Raw genomic sequence first — 19,631 nt, forward strand, 5'->3', positions numbered from 1 at the left:
GACGTGATCGAAGGGCGTGGCGTCGAAGCGGATCAGTATTCGGTGAAGTCGCGGTCGTCGGCGTCGGGACCGCCCTGGCTCAGGTCGAGGGCGAAGCCCTGGGCCCGGGCCTGCTGGACCGCGACGGCGCGGGCTGGAGCCTTGCGCGGCGCGGCCTTCGACCCGCGGGTCGGCAGGCGCACCACCGGGGCCGGCCTGCGCGGCGCCTGGGCGGCGTTCGACAGACGGAAATAGGCGATCGAAGCCTGCAGCTCCTCGGCCTGGGCGGCCAGTTCCTCGGAGGTGGCCGACATCTGCTCGGAGGCCGAGGCGTTCTGCTGGGTCACCTTGTCCAGCTGCTGGATGGCTTCGTTGATCTGGGAGGCCCCAATGTCCTGCTCGCGGCAGGCGGCGCTGATCTCGGTGACCAGTTCGGCGGTCCTGCGGATGTTGGGGACCAGGGTGACCAGCATCTCGCCGGCCGACTGGGCGGCCTTCACGGTGTCGGACGACACCGCGCCGATCTCGGTGGCGGCGGTCTGGGACCGCTCGGCCAGCTTGCGCACTTCCGAGGCGACGACGGCGAAGCCGCGGCCGTGCTCGCCGGCCCGGGCCGCCTCGACGGCGGCGTTCAGGGCCAGCAAGTCGGTCTGGCGGGCGATCTCCTGCACGATGGCGATCTTCTCGGCGATCGTGCGCATGGCTTCGACGGCGCGGTTGACCGCCTCGCCCGACACCTCGGCGTCCCGCGCCGACTGGCGGGCGATCTTCTCGGTCTGGGCGGCGTTGTCGGCGTTCTGCTTGATGTTGGCGGCCATCTCCTCCATCGAGGCCGAGGCCTCCTCGGCCGACGAGGCCTGCTCGGTGGCCCCTTGCGACACCTGCTCGGAGGCCGCCGACAGCTCCTGGCTGCCCGCCGAGACGTTCTCCGAGGCCGAGATCGCGTCGGAGACCACGCCGCGCAGGCGCTCGACCATCCGCTGCAGGGCGATGCCCAGGGTGTCCTTGTCCGACAACGGCCTGGTCTCGACCGTCAGGTCGCCGTCGGCCACCTTGTCGGCGACGGCGGCGGTGGCCCGCAGGTTCTCGGTCATGCGGTTGACCGTCTCGACCAGGTCCTTGATTTCGTCGTTGGTGGCCACCTCGACCTTCTGGTCCAGGTCGCCCAGCGCCACGGCGTCGGCCAGGGCGGCGATCTTGGACAGGCCCCGGCCGATCGACAGGGCGATCCAGGCCGCCGCCGCGACGGCGATCAGCAGCGAGACGACCACCAGGCCGATCATCAGGTTGCGGGCGACGACATAGGCCGTATCCGCCTCTTCCTCGGTCGTCTTCAGGAGTCCCTGGTTGAACACGACCAGCCCGTCGACCTTCTCGGTGATCTGGTTGGTGATCGTCCGATGCGAGGTGTGCATCCGGCGGATCGCGTCGGCGCGCTGGTGGGCGAGGATCTCCTGGCGCATCGCCGTGTCCGAGGCGGCATAGGCCTCCCAGTCGGCCTGGAGCGCCGTCCACTTGGCCTTGGACTCCGGATTGGTCGCCGCGGAAACGCCGCCCGCCACCAGGTCCTGAAAGGCCTGCCGATGACTCTCGGCCTTGGCGTTCTGGCTTTCCACCTCCTCGTCGTCGTCGGCCAACGCCATGTTCTTCTCGGCCCGGGTGATCTGCAGGAGAGTGATGCTCAGCGACTGGGCGCGCTGCAGCTGGGACACCGGCCCGGCGATCATGGCGCTCTGGGCGGTGTTGAGCCTGTTCAGCTCGGTGACGCCGAGCAGGGCCGCCGCCGTCATCAGGACGATCAGCAGTCCGAACGCCGCGATCAGCTTGGCTTTGATGGTGAAACGCACTGGAAGACCCCGTTCGTTCAGGACTGAATCGTATGAAGGCTCGTCACCGACGCGCCGGATCGGCCGCGGGCGGCGAAGATCTGCTCGAGGTCGGGGATGACGATCACGTCGCCGCCCCGTCGCGCCAGCAGGCGGATGAAGTCGGGTCGCCAGCGAAGGCCGACGCGCGGCGCCGCCTCGGTGACGGCGCGCTCGATCGAGGTGACCTCGTGGACCTTGTCGGCCCGCAGGCCGATCAGGGCCGGCTCGCCGTCCAGGTCGTGCTCGATGACCACGATGCGGCTGTCGATCGTGGGTTCGGCGGCGTCCAGATCGAAGGCCACGCGCAGGTCGACCAGCGGGATCACCCGGCCGCGGAAATTGATCACGGCGCTTACGAACGACGGGGCGCCCGGCACGGCGGTCTCTGGCAGCAGGTCCAGCACCTCGCGCACCAGGCCGGCCTCGAGGGCGAAGGTCTCGCCGCGCAGGTCGAAGGTCAGGGCCTCGATCGCCCCGGTCGGAAGTTCGGCGTTCATGTCCGGGCTCTTCATCAGCTGGCGGCGCGCAGCGGCGCGTCCTGGCGTTGGCCGGCGGCCACGAGATGGGCGATGTCGAGGATCAGGGCGACGCCGCCGTCGCCCAGGATGGTCGCCCCGGAGAAGGCCCCGACCTCCGCATGGAAGGCCGACAGCGCCTTGATGACGGTCTGGTGGTCCCCGAGGATCTGGTCGACGACCAGGCCCACGCGTTCCTGGCCGGTGGAGACCACGACGATCTTCTGGTGGGGATCGGGCTCCAGGCCGGTGGCGAACATCTGGCGAAGGCGAATGAACGGCACCAACTGGTCGCGCAGGGTGATCAGGCTGCGGCCCGTCGAGCGGACGTCCTGCTCGACCGACAGCTCCACGCACTCCTCGACCGAGGCCAGCGGGATGACGTACCGGCTGGTCCCGACCCGCACCAGCAGGCCGTCGATGATCGCCAGGGTCAGCGGGATGCGCAGCGAGACGACCGAGCCCTGGCCCGGCGTGCTGGTCAGCTCGATCGAGCCGCGCAGGCCCTCGATGGTCTTCTTGACGACGTCCATGCCGACGCCGCGACCCGACAGGTTGGTGATCGTCGCCGCGGTCGAAAAGCCCGGGGCGAAGATCAACTGTAGCAGCTCGTTGTCGCTCAGCACCTGGCCCGGCTGGATCAGGCCGTTCTCCTCGGCCTTGGCGCGGACCCGGGCGCGGTCGACGCCGCGGCCGTCGTCGGTGATGGTGATCACCACCTCGGCGCCGGACTGGCGGGCGGCCAGGATCACCTGGCCCGCCTCCGGCTTGCCGGCGGCCAGGCGTTGCTCCGGCGTTTCGAGGCCGTGATCGGCCGCATTGCGGACCAGGTGGATCAGCGGATCGGCCAGGCGCTCGATCACCGTCTTGTCCAGCTCGGTCGCCTCGCCCTCGGTCGAGAGCTCGATCGTCTTGCCGGTGTCGCGGGCCAGGTCGTGGATCAGGCGGCGGAAGCGGCCGAACAGCTGGGCGATCGGCACCATGCGGACCACCATCATGGTGTCGCGCATCTCCGAGGCCAGGCGTTCGATCTCCTCGGCCACGGCGCGCAGGGCGATGTCGCTGCTGGAGGCGGCCAGTTGCTTGAGACGGGACTGGGCGATGACCAGCTCGCCCACCCGGTCCATCATCTCGTCCAGGCGCTCGGCCGGAACGCGGACCGTGTCGCCGCTGGCCTTGGCCCCCCGGACTTCGCCGGCCGCGGTTTCGACGGCGACGGCGACGGCGACGGCCGGGGGCGCAACGACGGTCTCGACGGCTTCGGCGACGACCTCGGGTTCGACGGCGGCGTTCATGTCCTGGATGTCCAGGGTCATGTCGTCGATCACGAAGATGAAGACGTCTTCGATCGCGTCGCGGCCGTGACGGGTGGCCAGGGTCACGTCCCAGGCCAGGTGGCATTCGGTGGGAACCAGCACGTCGAAGTCAGGCGTCGCATCGGTGATCGCGGCCACCGTGCATTCGCCCAGCTCGCGCAGCTCGTCCAGCAAGGGCAGAGGCCGGGTTCCGTTGACCAGGGCGTCGGCCGGCAGGCTGAACCTGACCCGCCACCGGTTCAGGCCGGGGTCTGGAACGGTCTCGGCGGACGCCGGGCGACCCGCGGCCTCGACCACGCGGTGCAGGTCGGCCAGCAGGGCCTCCCCGTCCGCTTCGGACGCGGAACGGCCCTCGGCCAGGGCGCGCATGTGGTCCTGGGCGGCCAGGACCGCGCCGACCAGTTCGGGCGTGGCGGCGACCTCGCCCTTGCGGACGCGGTCGAAGGCGGTTTCGCAGTGATGGGTGAAGGCGGCCAGGGCGTCGAAGCCGAACATCGCCCCCGAGCCTTTCAGGGTGTGGAGGCCGCGGAACACCGCGTCCACCAGATCGCGATCCCCCGTTCCGTTCCCTTGGGGACGATGCGCCAGGTCGAGCAGCCCCTGCTCGATTTCCTCAAGCAGATCCTGGGCTTCCTGGCGGAAGGTCTCGATGGGATCGAGGCCGTTCACTTGGCCAGGACCTTCTTGACCACGCGGATCAGCTGCTCGGGGTCGAAGGGCTTGGTCAGCCAGCCGGTCGCGCCGGCGGCCTTGGCCTGGGCCTTGATCTCGGCGTCGGATTCGGTGGTCAGGAACAGGATCGGCACGCCGGCCCCGGCCGGGCGCTGGCGCAGCGCGCGGATCATCGCCAGGCCGTCCATGACCGGCATGTTCAGGTCGGTGACGATCAGGTCGAAGCCGCCGGCGGACCCCTTGTCCAAGCCGTCCTGGCCGTTCACCGCCTCGGTGACGACATAGCCTTCGCCGCTCAAGGCGATCCTGATCGCCTGCCGGATGCTGGCGGAATCGTCCACGGTGAGGATCGAGGTCATTGGGCGGTCCCTTGAAGCCAGAACTTGGCGCGCTCGGAGTTTTCGTCGTCGAGGAAGCCGCCGCGGCGCAGCACTTCCAGCACCGCGCCGCCCGCCGGGTGACGCAACCTGAAGTCACGCCCAGTCTCGGCGGCCTTGCGGCGCGCGGATTCGATGAGTTGGATAAACGTCAGGTCCGCCTCGTTCACCGAGGTGATATCGACGATGACCGGGTCGTTCTCGCGAAACGCCGCGGCAAGATCGTCGCGAGCCGCGACGATATTTGAAATCGTCACCTCTCCGGCGAACGAAATCATATTTTTACCTGAACTAAACAATAACGTCGGCCCCCGCCGCGCGCAGGTACCAGCGTTATCTGATACCACTACTTATCATAACCTCCGATGCGGCTCTTAAATTACCGTAAATCGGACAACCTCAGGGGGAGCGTCAAACTGTCGCGAAGGATGTGCGCCGGATTTCGATCGCGCGACGCCTGTAGCAGGGGGTGACGGCAGGTTGTCCGGCGGGCGGGACGACGAGGCCCCGCCCCTTCCGGACGCTGGTCGACGCCGCGCCCGGACGCGCCGGGGCGGCGTGGACGCGACTAGGCGTCGTCGTCGGTGTTGGCCATGGCCTTGGCCAGCGCGACCAGGCGCCGGCGCAGGTTGGGATTCATCGCCTTGAACGCCACCACCAGGTCCTGGGAGCCGCTTTCCCCAAGGAAGTCGATCAGACCGCCCGCGGGCGTGTCGCCACGGATGCCGGGGTGGTCCAGGCCCTCGAAGAAGTCCGCCAGCGGCGTGTTCAGCTTCAGGGCGATCTCGTAGAGCTTGGAGGAGCTGACGCGGTTGGCGCCGCGCTCGTATTTCTGGATCTGCTGGAAGGTGATGCCCAGCGCCTCGGCCAGTTCGCTCTGCGACATGCCCATGGCTTTTCGCTTGGCCCGGATCAAGGCGCCCACGTGCTTGTCCACATGATGCGGTTCGGAAACGGACGTGACTTGCATGGTCTTAACCTTCCCTAAAACTCCTGACGCCAAAGCCTCCAGATAAGCGCCACTGTCGCTACTATAAAGCCAAGGTTGCGGCTTGGTTGCGGGCGGATCGTCGCAGGCGAGCATCGCCTCAATGTCGACCGCCAGGGTTTCGAAGGGCGGCGCTCGCGGGCGGTCGACGCGCGGTTCGGGCCGCGATCTAACGCGGGCGTTTTCCGCCGTCGGCCGTCCAGTAGCGGGCCATGCGGGCCTTGACCGCCGCCGGCGGCGGCGCGGTCCATCCCGCGGCGCGCGCTGTGGCGGGCGGCCAGGCGTCGGCCAGGACCAGGCGGCGCGTCTCGCGCGCGTCCAGGTCGCCCGGGAAGCGCCAGCCGGCCTTCTCCAGCATCGGCACGACACGCCGGCGCGCCGCCTGCTCCTCCGGTTCGCCCGGCCGCACGGGACCGTCAACCACCGCGCCGATCGTCTCGCCGTTGGCGCCGACGCTCCAGGGATTGCCGCCCTGGACCAGCAGGAACTCGGCGATGCGGAAGTTCTGCTGCTCGACCGCCAGGCGCAGCGGCGTGGCGCCGCCGGCGTCGTGCTCCTCGACCGGCGCGCCGTGGGCGACCAGCAGCCGCACCGCCCCCAGCGAGTTCAGTCCGATCGCCGCCTTCAACGGCCAGTAGGCGCCGTCGGCTCGCCGCCCCGCCCCGGCGCCGGCCTTCAGAAGCCGATCGGCGAACCAGGGGTCGGTCGCGCGCAGGGCCAGGCTGAGCGGGATGGCGCCCGGCGCGCCGTCGGCGCGCGCGCCCAGGGCCAGCAGCCGCTCGACCATCGGCTTGTCGCACCGCGCGATCGCCAGGCTCAGCAGGTCGCCGTTCGGACCGCCGCGGGTGGCCACCAGCGTCTTGTCCACGGCCAGCCGGCGCTCTGCGCCGGCGACGTCGCCGTCCAGCACCGCGGACATCACCTCGCGCCCGGCCTGGCCGTGGTCGGCCGCCGCCAGCGCCTGGCGGGGATCGGGCAGGGCCGTGCCGCTCACGAAACACGCCGCCTGCGCGCTGTCCGCCATCACCATCGTCGCCACCAGGATGGCGAGCCTCAACAGCATGAGAAAGGCCTCATCGGCCTAGTGGACCGCCGCGCGATAGGCGGCGTCAAGGCTGGAGATCAACCAGGCGCGGCCATGCAGGTCGCCCAGCGAGGCGTCGTCGCCCGATTGTCCCTCCGGCCCGACGGGCCGCAGCTGATGGCGATCGCCGTAGGCGGCCGGCGCGTCGGCCAGCAAGGCGCCGAGGATTCCGCCGACGGGGCCGCCGAACAGCCCGCCCAGCCCCGCGCCCAGCCAGCGGTCGCCGCCGTCCTGCACCCGGCTCAGGGGATCGCCGTCCAGATAGTAGGCGTCGACGTGAGGCATGGCCGCGCCGTTCGCGCGCGCCGCCTCCAGGGTGTCGTCGCTGAGGCCGGCGGCGTTGAAGGTGTCGGCTTCCAGGCCGGATGCCACCGCAGCGGCCGAGGCCAGGCCGCCGCCCAGCGAGTGGCCGGTCAGGGTGACGTCCTCGCCCGCCGTGCGCAGGCGCTCGCCGATGACCAGGGCCTTGTCATAGTGGCCGGAGTCCAGGCCCAGCCCCTGCTGGAAATTGTTGCGCCAGTCCTCGGCGGTCGCCGAGCCCCGGAAGGCGACCACATAGCCGCCGTCCGCGTTGGCGTAGACCCGGGCCCGGAAGCTGGAGCCGGGCTCCTCCAGGTCGGTGGCGTCCAGGCCCAGCCGCGCCAGGTCATCCCCGTCCGCCACCCGCCAGCCGGCGGGTGGGTTGGGCGTGTCGTTGTAGACGTCGTCGGCCAGGGCCAAGTGGACCTTGGCCCGGGCCAGTTCCTCGGCCTGGCCGCCGGCGGTCGCCGTGACGGCCGCGTTGGCCTGAGCCTTGGCGACCGGCGCGACGCTGACCGCCGGGCGAGCGGTCGGGGCCGCCCAGTCGGCGATGACCGCCGCATCGACGGACGCCGCCGCGACCCGCGACTCCCGCGCCGCGCCGATCGCCGTCGTTGATCCGCTCTCGATGCGCATGACGCCTCCCTGGGTCGGCATGGGTTGTCGGGACCATCGGATGCTGAAGGCCGGGACGACGAACGCCTAGCTAGGGTCTTCCCTAGTTATGCGGCGCGGTCGCGGGGCGTAGCGTTCGGGGCAGTTGTCCGTGCGAGGAGCGTCCCGATGACCAGCGTGTCCCTGAACACCCAGGCCTCCGTGGCCGGCGGCGGGCGGTCCGGCTCTTCTCCGGACGAGCACCTGGTCAAGCCGGGCGAGACGCTGTCGGGCATCGCGGCGGAACGCGGCGTGTCGCTGGACGCCCTGGTCCGCGCCAACCCGCAGATCATCAATGCCAACCTGATCCGGCCAGGCCAGGTCCTCACCCTTCCGGCCGGCGGCGGCGAGCCGCGTTCCTATCGCGTGGTCGACGGCGACAACCTGTCGAAGATCGGCGAGAAGCTCGGCGTCTCCTGGCAGGCGATCGCCCAGGCCAACCGTCTGGCCAATCCGAACCTGATCCATGTGGGCCAGGAGCTGCTCGTCCCGGGCGGCGGCGCGGCGCCCGTGCGGACGGAGACGGCGGCCGTCTCTCCCGCCACGTCGGTCCAGACCCAGGCCGCGACCCGCGCCACGGGCGCCCTGCCCTCGACGGCAGGGCTGAGCGCCAGCCAGAAGTACGAGCTCTACGCCAGCTATGTGAACACTCATGGTAGCGCCGAAGCCAAGGCCGACCTGGCCGCCGGCCGGCAGGTGATCCTGGGCCTGCGCGCCGACACCGCCGTCAACGCCAACGGTGGCAAGGGCGCCTATGACGATCGGATCGTGGTGCTGCAGGCCAACGCAGCCGGCGGAACCGTGAAGGAGTTCTCGGCCAACACCGAACCGTCCAGCCAGTACGACGGCCGCTTCGGTTCGGACTTCAACGGCGACGGGCGGCTGGAGCTGGGCCGCATGGCCGAGGGCACGGTCAGCTTCCGCAAGAGCCACAGCGACAGTCTGGGCGACGTGCTGCGCCCCACCGGTCCCCTGGGCGTCGAGCGCGACACCAATCACGACGGCCGGATCGACGCCGCCGATCCCCGGGGCAAGGGCCAGAGCACCGACAACTCGTTCCTGTTCCACGCCGGGGGTACCACCAACACCGGCTCGGCCGGCTGCCAGACCCTGAAGCCCGGCGACTTCCGCGCCTTCTGGAACGGGCTGGGCGACCAGAAGACCTTCAACTACGTGCTGGTCGACGTCGATCGCCACGCAGCGTCCGACAGGGCCACGACCGTCCAGCCCGTGTCCAGCGACAACGCCTCGCTGGGCGCCCTGTCCGAGCGGTACGAAACCGGCGGACGGGGTCCCGGCACGGTGTCGTCGGGGGTCGGCGATCCGGGCGGAGTGTCCTACGGCAGCTATCAGTTGGCCGGTAATCTGGGACGTCCACAGCAGTTCCTGGCCAATGAGGGCCGCACCTGGGCGGCGGAGTTCGGCGGCGCCAGCCCCGGCTCGGCCAACTTCACGGCCACGTGGAAGGCGATCGCGGCGCGCGAGCCCGAGGCGTTCAAGGCCGCCCAGCACGCCTACATCCAGCGCACCCACTACGACGTGCAGGTCGCCCACGTTGAAGCGGCCACGGGGCTGGACCTATCGACCCGCTCGGCGGCCCTCAAGGACGTGGCCTGGTCCACCTCGGTGCAGCACGGCCCGGAGACCAACGCCATCGTCAAGGCGATGGCCAAGGTCGAGGCGCAGGGCGTCAAGCCGTCCGACGGCCAGGCCTATGACCGGGCGCTGATCAACGCGATCTACGACGAGCGCGGCAAGCGCGACGCCAGCGGCGGCCTAGCCTATTTCACCAGCGCCTCGGCCCAGGTCCAGGCCTCGGTCGCCGCCCGGTTCGGCGACGAGCGGCGCGACGCCCTGGCCATGCTCGGCCGATGAGCGCGGCGTGAAGGCCGCGTCGAGAACCCTTGGGTCCGCGCCGCGTTCTGGCGTCATGCCCCCTCGCCTGTTTCCCCTGCTTGTCCTTGCGCTGGCCCTGGCCAGTTGCGAGCGCCCGGCGGCGGCGGTCGCTTCCCCCCCGCCTGATGCCGCCGCCGGATCCGCTCCCGAACAGGCGCAGGCCGCCAAGGCTTCGCCCGCGGGGACTCCCACGGGGACCTATGCGATGCAAGGCGACCGCCGCGCGACCCTGACCCTCGCTCCGGCCGGAGCCGGATGGCGCGTCAGCCTCAAGGGCGGCTCCAGCCCGGCCGACGGCGCCGGCGCCGCGGCCGATTGCGAGATCGAGGCCGAAGGCCCGCTGAACGGCCGCACGATCGAGGCCCGGGTCGTGCCCTTCGAAGGGACCGACCTGTCGGTCAGCGCCCAGGACCTGGCCGCCCGCCCCGCCGGCGTGAAGGTCGATCTTGACCCGCAAGGCGCCATCGTCAGCACCGACTTCCAGGGTTGCGGCGTCGGCGCCGACCTGTCGGGTCGCTACGCCCGCGCCGGAACGGCGCCCAAGGGAACCGCGACCCTGCGGCCGGGCGCCTCGGTCGCCGACCTTCGCGCCGCCTATCCCGACGCCCGGCTGGAGATCGTCGAGGGCTATCCCTGGGCGCGCTTTGCCGTACGGCAAGGCGGTCGCGCGACCGCCATCCTCACCTTCGACGGCGAGAACGAGGAGCTGGCGGACGGCCGCAACAGCATCCAGGCCATCGGCGCCGTGGTGGGCTGGGACGCGCTCAAGCCGACCCTGCGGGTCACCAAGGTGGAGGCGGCGAGCTCATGATCCGTCCGGTCGAACGCGCCGCCAGCGCCGAGTTCTCGACCTCCTCTCCGTCGACCACCGCCGCGCGGGCCGGCGTGGCGCGGCTGGCGCTGGAGGCGATGGCCACCATCGCCGGCGCGGCCCTGGTCGATCCGCTGCGCGGCGGCGATCGCGGCGGCGCCCTGGCCCAAACCTGGTCCGAACATGGTCAAAGCAGCATGGCCCAGGTCGGCGGCGACCTGCGCACCCTGGCGGCCCAGAGCGGCCAGACCGTCGCTGGGCGGCTGTCGGCCACCTCGCCCATCGACGCGGGGCGGATCGAGCGGGTGCTGGCCGACTTCGCCCGAGAACTGCGCGCCCAGGCGACGGACAAGCCACACATGACGCCGGCGGCCCTGGTCGAGCCGCTGATGCGGGCCATCGCCGCCGGCCTGCAGCGCGAGCCCGCTCCCGGCGCGGCCCGCGCCGACGCGGTGGAGCAGTTCGTGCGGATCATCGATGGCGCGACCCAGGACCTGGGCGGCGCCATGCGTCCAGGGCCGTCGATCCTGTGAACGTCAAGCCTTGGACTCCGTCGCCGGCGCGGTTGCGTCGGTGCGGGTCAGGCTCGCCAGGGCCGCGACCGGTCGATCCAGCTTGTCGTGGAAGGCCAGGGTGAGATCCATCTGGGCCTGGCCGCGCATCTGCGTCCACCACTGGTCATGGACGGCGGCCTGGAAATTGCCATTGGTGCGCTCCGAGCGGGTCTCGATCGCCGGATCGGCGACGGTGTCGGCCGTGTCCTCGATCACCCCCACGGTGTCGTCCACCGCGCCGCCGACCCCGTCCAGCAGGCCGCCCAGCCCCTCGGCGAGCAGCGCCCCTTCCAATACGCCGCGCTGAGCGGGCGGCAGACCTCTCAGCACGGCGGCCGCCTGTGCGGGATCGGCTCCGGCGAAGGCGGCCGGGTCCAGTGCGCCGCTGCGCTGGAAGCGCTCGACGGCGTCGTCGAGACGGCCGTCGCGGACAGGGGCGGCCGCGGCGCGGCCCGGGCCAGACAGGTCTTGCACGATCATGGCGATGTCCTCCTGATCCGAGCCTGCGCCACGCGGACGGGCGTGACTATTGGGGTTTTCCCCAGCACCCTGCCTCAGCGCGCGAAACCGGCCGGGGTCAGCTTCAGCTGGCGCAGGTCGATGTTCATCTCGCCGCGGAAGCGCGCCACCGCCGCGTCGGAGAGCCTATTGCTCAAGCCTCTGTCGCCCTTGGCGGTGGCGTCCGAAAAGGCCGAACCCTGAGCGACGAAATTGTACATGAACACCTCGGCCATCTCCTGCTTGGCCGCGTCGTCGAGACGCGCGAACTGCGGGTTGGACCCGAGCGCCCGATAGACCTGGCCCCGAACGGCCTGGACCTGGGTGCGGTCCGTGAAGGGCACCTTGTTGGCGATCTGCCAATTCTGCACCCAGTAGGCGGCCATGGCGTCGGCCACGTCGCCGCGGCGCAGGCCGTCGACCGAGACGTGCTTTTCCCAGGCGCCCAGCAGGTCGTTCTGCTGGACCGCCTGGCGCAGGCGGGGGCCGTTGGCCGGGTCGGTCTTGGCCACGAAGTCGGCGAACTGGCCCCTGACCCGGGTCGTGACGGCGGGCGAGGCGCGATAGCGGGTGTTGACGGACGCGGCCGGCCTCGACGCCGACAGTCCAGCGCCGGCGCTGGCGCCCCGGCGCGCGGCGCCGCCACCGCCCCGCACGGTGTTGCCCAGCACGTTGTTCATCTGGCCGACCGCCATCATGGACGAACCGAAGTCGATGTACTGGCTGCCAATGCTGGGAAAATCCTGGGCCGCGGCGGGCAGGCCCACGGCCAACACGACGGCGCTGAATGCGGGGACAAGGCAGCGTTTCATCCGGCTTTCTCCAGTTTTTCCAACCCTGACGTGCAATATTGACAACAAAACGACAGGCGGTCCAAGGACCGCCTGTCTTTCTGTACTGCAAAGCTTGGACTTAACCCTTGCGGGCCAGCGCCGATCCGGCTTCGCCGATGGACTTGATCGAGTTGTTCAGCGCCTGGCTGACCATGTTCATTTCCTGGCCCAGGGCCTGGATCTCGGCGGTCAGCTGGCCGTACTTGGAGTCCTTGGAGTCCAGGCCGCCCAGTTGGTCGGTCTTGGCCTTCATCTGACCCATCTTGTTGTCCATGACCTTGCCCAGGGCCTTGGCCAGGGCGACCAGGAAGCTGTCGCCCTTGGTCGACTTGGCCTCGCCGCCGTCGCGGACCTGATCCAGGATCGACCGCGTCCAGCTTTGCGCCACGTCCTCGGCCGTGCGCTGCAGGTCGCCCTGCTGCTGCGGATTCAGGTTGAAGGTGTCGCCCGCGTTCTGCACGGCGTCGGTCAGGCTTTGGGCGACGCCGCCCGGATTGCCGCTGGCCGCCTGGAACACGCCCTGCGCCATGTCGATCACGCCCTGCGGCAGGCCCAGTTGCTGGCCGACCTGCTGGATCACCTGGCTGGCGACCGAGCTGATGATCTGCTGGAAGATCGACTGGAAGGCCAGCGAAGCGCCTCCCGTCAGGGCCGCGAGGGCGACGGTGCTGAACAGGCTGCCGATGTTGAGACCGCCGCCGCTGAAGATACCGGACATGATTTGGAACTCCGCGATGTGAAATCTGGCGCCTTGGGTCTGCCTGGCGCTCATCGCCGTGACCTGGCGCTATTGAGACAACCATCCCGCGCCGTTCGTCAGAAGTCGGGGCGTTCCCTAGCTAGGGTTTTCCCTATCAGCCGGCGCATCGCCATCGACGGCTGGGCGGCGCGGCGCCTCGCCTGGTCGGCGGCCGCCCTTTCCGCCGCCAGTTCCTCGGGCGAACGGGGCCGGCGATCCAGGACGGTGATCTGGCCGGCGGTGACCCCCAGCAGAAACACCTCGTCGCGATAGGCCACCAGGGTCAGGCGCTCGCGCTGGCCGACCGGCAGGGCGCGCAGATAGCGGATCTGGTCGTCGCTTGGGGCGCCGACCTGGAAGCGCTTGAGCAGCTTGAGGGAGAAGAACGCCAGGCCCAGCACGATGGCCAGGGCGAAGGCGACGGTCAGCAGTTCGAGCAGCGCGCTGGCGAGGTTCACGAGGGCTCCTGATCAGGCCGGAAGCCGCCCTCTGGCGGCGGCGGGAAGATGGGGCCCGAGACGGCGCCGTCCGGACCGGAACGCGCCTCGCCCGGCGAAGGTTCAGCCGCCGCCTCCTCGCGCAGACGGCGGGCCCAGAGGATGACTTCGGCGACCGCGGCGAACAGGTCCTGCGGGATGATGTCGTCGACGGCGACCTTGTCGCGCAGCGCCCGGGCCAGCTCGACATTGCGGATGATCGGCACGCCGCCGGCCTCGGCCGCCTCGCGCATGGCCTGGGCGATCAGCCCCTCGCCCTTGCCCAGCAGCACCGGCACGGCGTGCTCGGCGGGGTCGTAGGCCAGGGCGCAGGCGATGTGGGTGGGGTTGACCACCAGCACCGAGGCGTCCCGGGCCGCCTGCACCGCGTTCTGCTGCGCCCACTCCTGGTGCAGCTGGCGGCGATGGGCCTTCACGTGGGGGTCGCCCTCGGAATCCTTCATCTCCTGGCGGATGTCGCGCCGGCTCATCCGCATCTTCTTGGTGAACGAGAATTTCTGGTAGGCGAAGTCCAGCATCGACACGAACAGGAACACCCCCACCGTGCCGGCCAGCAGTTGGAAGGTCAGCCCGCCATAGGCCGCCAGGGCGCCGTCGGCCTCGCCGGTCGGCACGGCCATCAGCTTGTCGAAGGCCGCCGCGGCGACGATCCAGGTCAGGACCGCCAGCAGCAGGGTCTTGGCCAGCGACTTGACCACCTCGAACAGGTTGTCGGTGTTGAACATCCGCTTGAGCCCCTCGCCGGGGTTCATGTGCGACATCTTCGGGCTCATCTTCTCCAGCGTGAAGACCGGCCCGACCTGGGCGAACTCGGCCAGCATGCCGAAGATCGCGATCGGCAGCAGCAGCATCGCGGTGATGGACACGAACGCCTTTCCTGCGGCCGCGCCGGCGATCGGCCAGGCTTCGGCGAACGGCCGGTCCATGACGGCGAAGATCTCGTCGAACAGCCCGCCGAGCCGGTCGAGCATGAGGCCGGCCGTCATCAGCCCAAGCAGCAGCCAGGCGCCCAGGACCGCCGTCGAGGTGACGTCCTTGCTCTTGGGAACGTCGCCTTTCTTGCGGGCGTCGGACAGGCGCTTGGGCGTCGGTTTTTCGGTCTTGTCACCGCCGTCGTTCTTCTCAGCCATAGCGTGTGCTCATGAAGAAACGCGGGTCCTTGACCGTTGATCGGCCTACGAAATTAACGAGTTCATGCCCAAATGGGGCGGAAAGATGACAACCTGAGCCATAGATCACGATAAGCTTAAGCTTAGATTATCTCGCCATTAAATCAGTATACCACGCTTAAAAATTGTCACGAATGCACAGTTGACAGGTCAGACAGCCTAAAGTTAACCTTTAAATCGTTGGGAAAACAGACGGGGCGCTACACGAGGGGATCAATGTATGCGCAAGTTCTGCGTAGCGCCGACTGTTGCCTGTTTGATATTAATCACATCGAGCCCAACACTTGCTTATGAATGCGAGACGGAAGACGGACTGAAATTCAGCTCGCCCCAAGCGCTCAACGAGAAGTTTTCCTTGGCGCTGGCCGATTGCAGGGCTGAAACTCAACCAACGGCGGCATCCGAACAGCTCAGGCTCTATGACGCGCCCGTCACGGCGACCGCCGTGATCTCTGCGGGCCGGATGGTTCCAACGCCGATCGTCGTCGCCTCGCGGGGACTGGCGGGAACCGCGCTCTACGCCAGCCAGACCGCCGCGGTCGCCCGCGACTACGACATCGACCCCGACCTGCTGCGCGCCGTCATGCACGTGGAATCGAGGGGCAACGCCGCCGCCGTCTCGCCCAAGGGCGCGCGCGGCCTGATGCAGATCATGCCCGCCACGGCCAAGCGCTTCGGGGTCCGCGAACCGCTGGTCGAACTGAGCGACCCGATGATCAACATCCGCACCGGCGCGGCCTACCTGAAGACCCTGCAGGGCCGCTTCGGCAACAATCTCGAACTGGTGCTGGCCGCCTACAACGCCGGCGAGGGCGCGGTGATCAAGTACGGCCTGAAGACCCCGCCCTATCGCGAGACCCAGGGCTACGTGACCAGCGTCATGGGCCGGTACCACGCCCTCGTTTCGGCACGCGGCAGCCAGTAGGCGGGACGAAGGGCCCAAGCGATGAGCGTCGAATCCTATCTCAAGCGCCTGCAGCGCCGCCCCGACCAGGGCCTTGTGGCGCGGTTCAGCGACCTGTTCCTGGTCGCCGGCGTGGTGGCCATCGTCGGGCTGATGATCCTGCCGCTGCCGGCCCTGGCGCTGGACACCCTGGTGGCCGTCAACATCTGCTTCGGGGTGATGCTGCTGCTGGTCGCGATCTACATCTCGACCATCGTCGAGTTCTCGGTCTTTCCCAGCCTGCTGCTGATCACCACGCTGTATCGACTGGCCCTGTCGATCGCCACGACGCGGATGATCCTGATCGAGGGCCATGCCGGCCACATCATCGACACCTTCGGCTCCCTGGTGGCCGGCGGCAACCTGGTGGTCGGGCTGGTGGTGTTCCTGATCATCACCGTCGTACAGTTCATCGTCATCGCCAAGGGCGCCGAACGGGTCGCCGAAGTGGCCGCCCGCTTCAGCCTGGACGCCATGCCGGGCAAGCAGCTGTCGATCGACAGCGACCTGCGCTCGGGCATGATCGACAAGGACGAGGCCAAGCGCCGCCGGCGCGTGCTGGAGATGGAGAGCAAGCTCCACGGCAGCCTCGACGGCGCCATGAAGTTCGTCAAGGGCGACGCCATCGCCAGCATCATCATCGTGGTGATCAACCTGCTGGGCGGCCTGGCCATCGGCATGATCCAGCAGGGGCTGGAGTTCGGCGCGGCGATCCACAAGTACTCGATCCTGACCATCGGCGACGGCATGGTCACCCAGATCCCCGCCCTGCTGGGCGCCATGGCCGCCGGCCTGATCGTCACCCGCACCACCGACGAGGACAGCGACAGCCACCTGGGCGACGCGGTGCGCAAGCAGTTCGCGGCCAAGCCCCGCGTCTTCCTGGTGTCGGGCGGCATCTGCTGGCTGATGGCCCTGATCCCCGGATTCCCGGCTCCGGTGTTCCTGCTGCTGGGCGGCGTGGCGCTGGTCACCGGGGCCCTGCTGGACGTCGACCTGCGGTCCAGGCTGACCAAGCGGTTCCTGCCCGGCCGGGTCCTGGCCGACGAGACCAAGGCCCCGCCGGTCGCCGCCCAGACCCGGACCCTCGACGCCCAGCCGATCGTGCCCCTGCTGCTGGAGCTGGACGGCGACGGCGTGCGCCGCCACGAGGGCGCGGTCCTGGCCCAGGCCCTGGAGGAGGTGCTCGAAGGCTTCGAGGTCCGGCTCGGCGTCGCCCTGCCCCGCGCCTCGTTCCACTACGGCGAACCCGCCGGCCCCGCCCGTTGGCGGCTGCTGGCCTTCGAGGCGCCGATCGGCGCGGGCGAACTGGCCGACCCGTCGGACCTGTCCGCCCTGCAGGAGGCCGTGCGCCAGGCCCTGCGCCGCAACACCGGCCTGTTCGTCGGCATCCAGGAGGCCAGCACCCTGCTGAACCGGGCCGGCGCCGACTATCCCGAGGTGGTCAAGGAAGCCGCCCGCGCCCTGCCCCTGGCCCGCATCGCCGAGGTCATGCGCCGCCTGGCCGAGGAGGAGGTGCCGCTGCGGAACCTGCGCGACATCCTGGAATCCCTGGCCGACGCCGGCCAGCGCGAGAAGGATCCGTTCGCCCTGACCGAGTTCGCGCGGGTGGCCCTGCGCCGCCAGATCAGCCATCGCTACGCCCCGGACGGCGCCCTGCGGGCGGTCGTGCTGGAGCCGCCGCTGGAACAGCACCTGCGCGAGGCGATCCGCACCGGCGGCGGCGCCCAACAGCTGGCGCTGGATCCGGAGATGTCGCGCCGGATCATCGACGCCATCCTGGCCAAGGTCGACGACACCCAGGCGCCCGTCCTGCTGGCCGCCATCGACCTGCGCCGGCACGTGCGCAAGCTGGTCGAGCCCGCCCGCTTCGACCTGGGCGTGCTGTCGTTCCACGAGCTGCTGCCCACCCTGAAGCTCGACATCGTCGGTCGCGTCGCCTTCCCGCGCGAGCCGCTGACCGTCGTGCCGAACGATCCCGAACCGCCCCAATCCGCGCCCGCGGCGGCCTGAACCTGGAGACGGAATGCGCCTACGACCGGACTACGCCACCGCCGCCAGCCAAGGCTCCTGGCGAAAGACCCTCCTCGCGGCCGGCCTCGGCGCCGCCCTGCTGATCCCGCCGCCCGCCGCGGTCGCCGGCGAGGTTCCCCTGGGCGCGCGCATGGTGGACCTGACGGCGCGCGAACAGCCGATCAGCCAGTTCCTGCAGAACTTCTACAACCAGGTCGGCGTGCCGGTGGTGATCTCGTCCTCGGTGGCCGGCACGATCAACGGCGTCTTCAAGGGGCCGGCCGCCAAAATCGACGCCGACGTCGCCAAGGCCTTCGACCTGGTCACCTATTACGACGGCGGCGCGGCCTATGTTTACACCGCCTCGCAGCTGTCCAGCCGCAGCTTTCCGATCTCGGCCTCGGCCTCGCGACGCGTCGACCGGGCGGCCCGGCAGCTGGGCATGCTGGACAGCCGCAACACCCTGCGCGCCACGGGCGACATGCTGCTGGCCTCGGGCGCGCCGCGCTTCCTGCAGCAGATCGACGAGCTGGCGCGCGGCGGGGCCCAGGCCGAGGCGGCCTCGCCGACCCTGCAGTACCGCGTGTTCTACCTGCGCTACGGCTGGGCCGACGACGTGAACCTGACGGTGGGCTCCAAGCAGGTGACCATTCCCGGCGTCGCCTCGATCGTGCGCTCGCTGGTCAATTCCGATCCCAATGAACGCGCCGGCGCCAGCGCCCGCAGCGAAAACCTGATCCCCGCCGCCGTCCAGGGTCTGCGCGGCCAGGGCCTGGCGACCCTGGGCACGCCCAATCCCGCCGGCCCGGGCTACGCCAACGACCAGGGCACTCTGGGCATGCCCCTGGCCAACGAGCAGACCGGCGTCTATTCGCCGCAGAACCCGGTCCGGATCCAGGCGGACTCTCGCCTCAACGCCGTCATCGTCCGCGACGTGGCCGAACGGATGTCGGCCTACGAGGAACTGGTCCGGGCCCTCGACGTCGAGCCGCAGCTGTTGGAGATCGAGGCGGCGATCATCGACATCGACACCACCAAGGCCCGCGACCTGGGGATCAACTGGCGGTTCGACGACGGCAACGGCGGCGTCCAGTTCGGCCGCGGCCCCAACGCGCCGGCCGGCCTGGAAGACAGCAACCTGGTGCGCGGCGCCACCTCGCCCAAGTCGGCCGCCGGCCTGGTGGCCTCGACCATCATCGGCAACGGCGACTATTTCTCGGCCCGGCTGAACGCCCTGGAGACCGAGGGCGTGGCCCGGGTGGTCTCGCGGCCCCAGATCGTCACCCTGTCGAACGTCGAGGCGGTGTTCCAGAACACCCGCGACTTCTATGTCCGCCTGGCCGGCGAACGCGACGTCGACCTGTTCAATGTCAGCAGCGGCACCACCCTGCGGGTCACGCCGCACGTCACGCGCGACAACAACCAGACCCGGATCCGCATGCTGGTCAGCATCGAGGATGGTTCGCTGACCAACGCCAGCGTCGACAACATTCCGGTGGTCCGACGCTCGGCGCTCAACACCCAGGCCCTGATCGTCGAGGGCCAGAGCCTGCTGCTGGGCGGCATGACGGTTCAGGCCGACACCACCGGCTCCAACAAGATCCCCGTGCTGGGCAGCATTCCGGGCCTGGGAAACCTGTTCAAGGTGCAGTCGCGCAGCAGCGGCCGCCTCGAGCGGATGTTCCTGATCACGCCCCGCCTGGCCTCGATCGGCGCGGCGCGGTCCACGACCCAGGCGGGCCTGCGCTACGACGCCCCGGCCTCGGGCTTCGAGAACGCTCCCCTGCCTTCGGCCCCGCCCCTGCCCGTCGATCGCAAGAAGCCGCCGCGCGCGGCCAGGACCAGCCGCGCGGCTCAGCCTCCCGCCACGCCGCCGGCGCCGCCGCCGAGCGGCACGATGCAACCCATCCCCAACCCGAGTTAGG

At 69.9% G+C, this 19,631-nt stretch carries 19 protein-coding genes; 6 read left to right on the forward strand and 13 right to left on the reverse strand.

Features of this window, described 5'->3' with window-relative positions; genetic code table 11:
* Positions 1 to 32: 32 nt before the first annotated feature.
* From AC07NX_RS00385 to AC07NX_RS00420, 8 genes are all read right to left on the reverse strand, one after another.
* On the reverse strand, positions 33 to 1,826 hold the full coding sequence (locus AC07NX_RS00385; protein ID WP_494638106.1) for a methyl-accepting chemotaxis protein: 1,794 nt from the start codon (positions 1,824 to 1,826) through the stop codon (positions 33 to 35).
* 17 nt (positions 1,827 to 1,843) lie between these two features.
* The gene (locus tag AC07NX_RS00390; RefSeq protein WP_494638108.1) at positions 1,844 to 2,344 is read right to left on the reverse strand and encodes a chemotaxis protein CheW; all 501 of its coding nucleotides are present in this window, start codon (positions 2,342 to 2,344) and stop codon (positions 1,844 to 1,846) included.
* A gap of 14 nt (positions 2,345 to 2,358) precedes the next feature.
* A complete protein-coding gene (locus tag AC07NX_RS00395) occupies positions 2,359 to 4,347 on the reverse strand; it encodes a chemotaxis protein CheA (protein ID WP_494638110.1) in 1,989 nt (662 codons plus the stop codon).
* Positions 4,344 to 4,709: a response regulator gene (locus tag AC07NX_RS00400; protein ID WP_494638112.1), complete on the reverse strand. Its 366-nt coding sequence runs from the start codon at positions 4,707 to 4,709 to the stop codon at positions 4,344 to 4,346. The genes AC07NX_RS00395 and AC07NX_RS00400 overlap by 4 nt, the downstream gene beginning before the upstream one ends.
* Complete coding sequence (locus AC07NX_RS00405; RefSeq protein ID WP_494638114.1) at positions 4,706 to 5,005, reverse strand: STAS domain-containing protein; 300 nt, start codon at positions 5,003 to 5,005, stop codon at positions 4,706 to 4,708. Before AC07NX_RS00405 ends, AC07NX_RS00400 begins: the two co-directional genes overlap by 4 nt.
* A 290-nt stretch (positions 5,006 to 5,295) precedes the next feature.
* On the reverse strand, positions 5,296 to 5,697 hold the full coding sequence (locus tag AC07NX_RS00410; protein WP_494638116.1) for a helix-turn-helix domain-containing protein: 402 nt from the start codon (positions 5,695 to 5,697) through the stop codon (positions 5,296 to 5,298).
* Positions 5,698 to 5,884: 187 nt separating this feature from the next.
* Positions 5,885 to 6,778, reverse strand: coding sequence for an ankyrin repeat domain-containing protein (locus tag AC07NX_RS00415; protein ID WP_494638118.1), 894 nt, complete (start codon positions 6,776 to 6,778; stop codon positions 5,885 to 5,887).
* A gap of 18 nt (positions 6,779 to 6,796) precedes the next feature.
* Positions 6,797 to 7,735, reverse strand: a complete 939-nt coding sequence (locus AC07NX_RS00420) for a Tle-like phospholipase domain-containing protein (RefSeq protein WP_494638120.1) — start codon at positions 7,733 to 7,735, stop codon at positions 6,797 to 6,799.
* Positions 7,736 to 7,882: 147 nt separating this feature from the next.
* On the opposite strand from AC07NX_RS00420, the gene AC07NX_RS00425 reads away from it, so the two are divergent.
* The 3 genes from AC07NX_RS00425 to AC07NX_RS00435 all read left to right on the forward strand — a co-directional run bounded on the left by AC07NX_RS00425 (position 7,883) and on the right by AC07NX_RS00435 (position 10,993).
* On the forward strand, positions 7,883 to 9,628 hold the full coding sequence (locus AC07NX_RS00425) for a LysM peptidoglycan-binding domain-containing protein (protein ID WP_494638122.1): 1,746 nt from the start codon (positions 7,883 to 7,885) through the stop codon (positions 9,626 to 9,628).
* 226 nt (positions 9,629 to 9,854) lie between these two features.
* The gene (locus AC07NX_RS00430) at positions 9,855 to 10,460 is read left to right on the forward strand and encodes a hypothetical protein (protein WP_494638124.1); all 606 of its coding nucleotides are present in this window, start codon (positions 9,855 to 9,857) and stop codon (positions 10,458 to 10,460) included.
* Positions 10,457 to 10,993 carry a hypothetical protein gene (locus tag AC07NX_RS00435; protein ID WP_494638126.1) on the forward strand — a complete coding sequence of 179 codons (537 nt, stop codon included), beginning with the start codon at positions 10,457 to 10,459 and terminating at the stop codon, positions 10,991 to 10,993. The genes AC07NX_RS00430 and AC07NX_RS00435 overlap by 4 nt, the downstream gene beginning before the upstream one ends.
* 3 nt (positions 10,994 to 10,996) lie before the next feature.
* Here the strand turns inward: AC07NX_RS00435 and AC07NX_RS00440 are convergent, their stop codons facing one another.
* From AC07NX_RS00440 to sctU, 5 genes are all read right to left on the reverse strand, one after another.
* Entirely contained in the window at positions 10,997 to 11,494 is a 498-nt protein-coding gene (locus AC07NX_RS00440; RefSeq protein ID WP_494638128.1) for a hypothetical protein, read from the reverse strand.
* Between the two features lie 74 nt (positions 11,495 to 11,568).
* A complete protein-coding gene (locus tag AC07NX_RS00445) occupies positions 11,569 to 12,324 on the reverse strand; it encodes a DUF6683 family protein (protein WP_494638130.1) in 756 nt (251 codons plus the stop codon).
* A gap of 100 nt (positions 12,325 to 12,424) precedes the next feature.
* A complete protein-coding gene (locus tag AC07NX_RS00450) occupies positions 12,425 to 13,063 on the reverse strand; it encodes a hypothetical protein (protein WP_494638132.1) in 639 nt (212 codons plus the stop codon).
* A gap of 98 nt (positions 13,064 to 13,161) precedes the next feature.
* Complete coding sequence (gene fliO, locus AC07NX_RS00455; RefSeq protein WP_494638134.1) at positions 13,162 to 13,542, reverse strand: flagellar biosynthetic protein FliO; 381 nt, start codon at positions 13,540 to 13,542, stop codon at positions 13,162 to 13,164.
* Entirely contained in the window at positions 13,539 to 14,711 is a 1,173-nt protein-coding gene (sctU, locus tag AC07NX_RS00460; protein ID WP_494638136.1) for a type III secretion system export apparatus subunit SctU, read from the reverse strand. Before sctU ends, fliO begins: the two co-directional genes overlap by 4 nt.
* Before the next feature lie 484 nt (positions 14,712 to 15,195).
* Here sctU and AC07NX_RS00465 point away from each other — a divergent pair, with 484 nt between their 5' ends.
* The 3 genes from AC07NX_RS00465 to sctC are packed head-to-tail and all read left to right on the forward strand — an operon-like array spanning position 15,196 to position 19,630.
* Positions 15,196 to 15,675, forward strand: coding sequence for a lytic transglycosylase domain-containing protein (locus tag AC07NX_RS00465; RefSeq protein WP_494638138.1), 480 nt, complete (start codon positions 15,196 to 15,198; stop codon positions 15,673 to 15,675).
* Between the two features lie 21 nt (positions 15,676 to 15,696).
* Entirely contained in the window at positions 15,697 to 17,706 is a 2,010-nt protein-coding gene (locus AC07NX_RS00470; protein ID WP_494638140.1) for an FHIPEP family type III secretion protein, read from the forward strand.
* A gap of 13 nt (positions 17,707 to 17,719) precedes the next feature.
* On the forward strand, positions 17,720 to 19,630 hold the full coding sequence (sctC, locus tag AC07NX_RS00475) for a type III secretion system outer membrane ring subunit SctC (protein ID WP_494638142.1): 1,911 nt from the start codon (positions 17,720 to 17,722) through the stop codon (positions 19,628 to 19,630).
* Position 19,631: the final 1 nt, after the last annotated feature.

Source organism: Caulobacter sp. GW821-FHT09A05, from assembly GCF_059418465.1.

Bases quoted from the DNA above. Each gene is read 5' to 3' on its own strand.
- AC07NX_RS00390 (WP_494638108.1), bottom strand. From the start codon at position 2,344: ATGAACGCCGAACTTCCGACCGGGGCGATCGAGGCCCTGACCTTCGAC.
- AC07NX_RS00430 (WP_494638124.1), top strand. From the start codon at position 9,855: ATGCAAGGCGACCGCCGCGCGACCCTGACCCTCGCTCCGGCCGGAGCC.
- AC07NX_RS00440 (WP_494638128.1), bottom strand. From the start codon at position 11,494: ATGATCGTGCAAGACCTGTCTGGCCCGGGCCGCGCCGCGGCCGCCCCT.
- AC07NX_RS00405 (WP_494638114.1), bottom strand. From the start codon at position 5,005: ATGATTTCGTTCGCCGGAGAGGTGACGATTTCAAATATCGTCGCGGCT.
- AC07NX_RS00425 (WP_494638122.1), top strand. From the start codon at position 7,883: ATGACCAGCGTGTCCCTGAACACCCAGGCCTCCGTGGCCGGCGGCGGG.
- AC07NX_RS00410 (WP_494638116.1), bottom strand. From the start codon at position 5,697: ATGCAAGTCACGTCCGTTTCCGAACCGCATCATGTGGACAAGCACGTG.
- AC07NX_RS00420 (WP_494638120.1), bottom strand. From the start codon at position 7,735: ATGCGCATCGAGAGCGGATCAACGACGGCGATCGGCGCGGCGCGGGAG.
- sctC (WP_494638142.1), top strand. From the start codon at position 17,720: ATGCGCCTACGACCGGACTACGCCACCGCCGCCAGCCAAGGCTCCTGG.
- AC07NX_RS00470 (WP_494638140.1), top strand. From the start codon at position 15,697: ATGAGCGTCGAATCCTATCTCAAGCGCCTGCAGCGCCGCCCCGACCAG.
- AC07NX_RS00415 (WP_494638118.1), bottom strand. From the start codon at position 6,778: ATGCTGTTGAGGCTCGCCATCCTGGTGGCGACGATGGTGATGGCGGAC.
- sctU (WP_494638136.1), bottom strand. From the start codon at position 14,711: ATGGCTGAGAAGAACGACGGCGGTGACAAGACCGAAAAACCGACGCCC.
- AC07NX_RS00450 (WP_494638132.1), bottom strand. From the start codon at position 13,063: ATGTCCGGTATCTTCAGCGGCGGCGGTCTCAACATCGGCAGCCTGTTC.
- AC07NX_RS00445 (WP_494638130.1), bottom strand. From the start codon at position 12,324: ATGAAACGCTGCCTTGTCCCCGCATTCAGCGCCGTCGTGTTGGCCGTG.
- AC07NX_RS00400 (WP_494638112.1), bottom strand. From the start codon at position 4,709: ATGACCTCGATCCTCACCGTGGACGATTCCGCCAGCATCCGGCAGGCG.
- AC07NX_RS00435 (WP_494638126.1), top strand. From the start codon at position 10,457: ATGATCCGTCCGGTCGAACGCGCCGCCAGCGCCGAGTTCTCGACCTCC.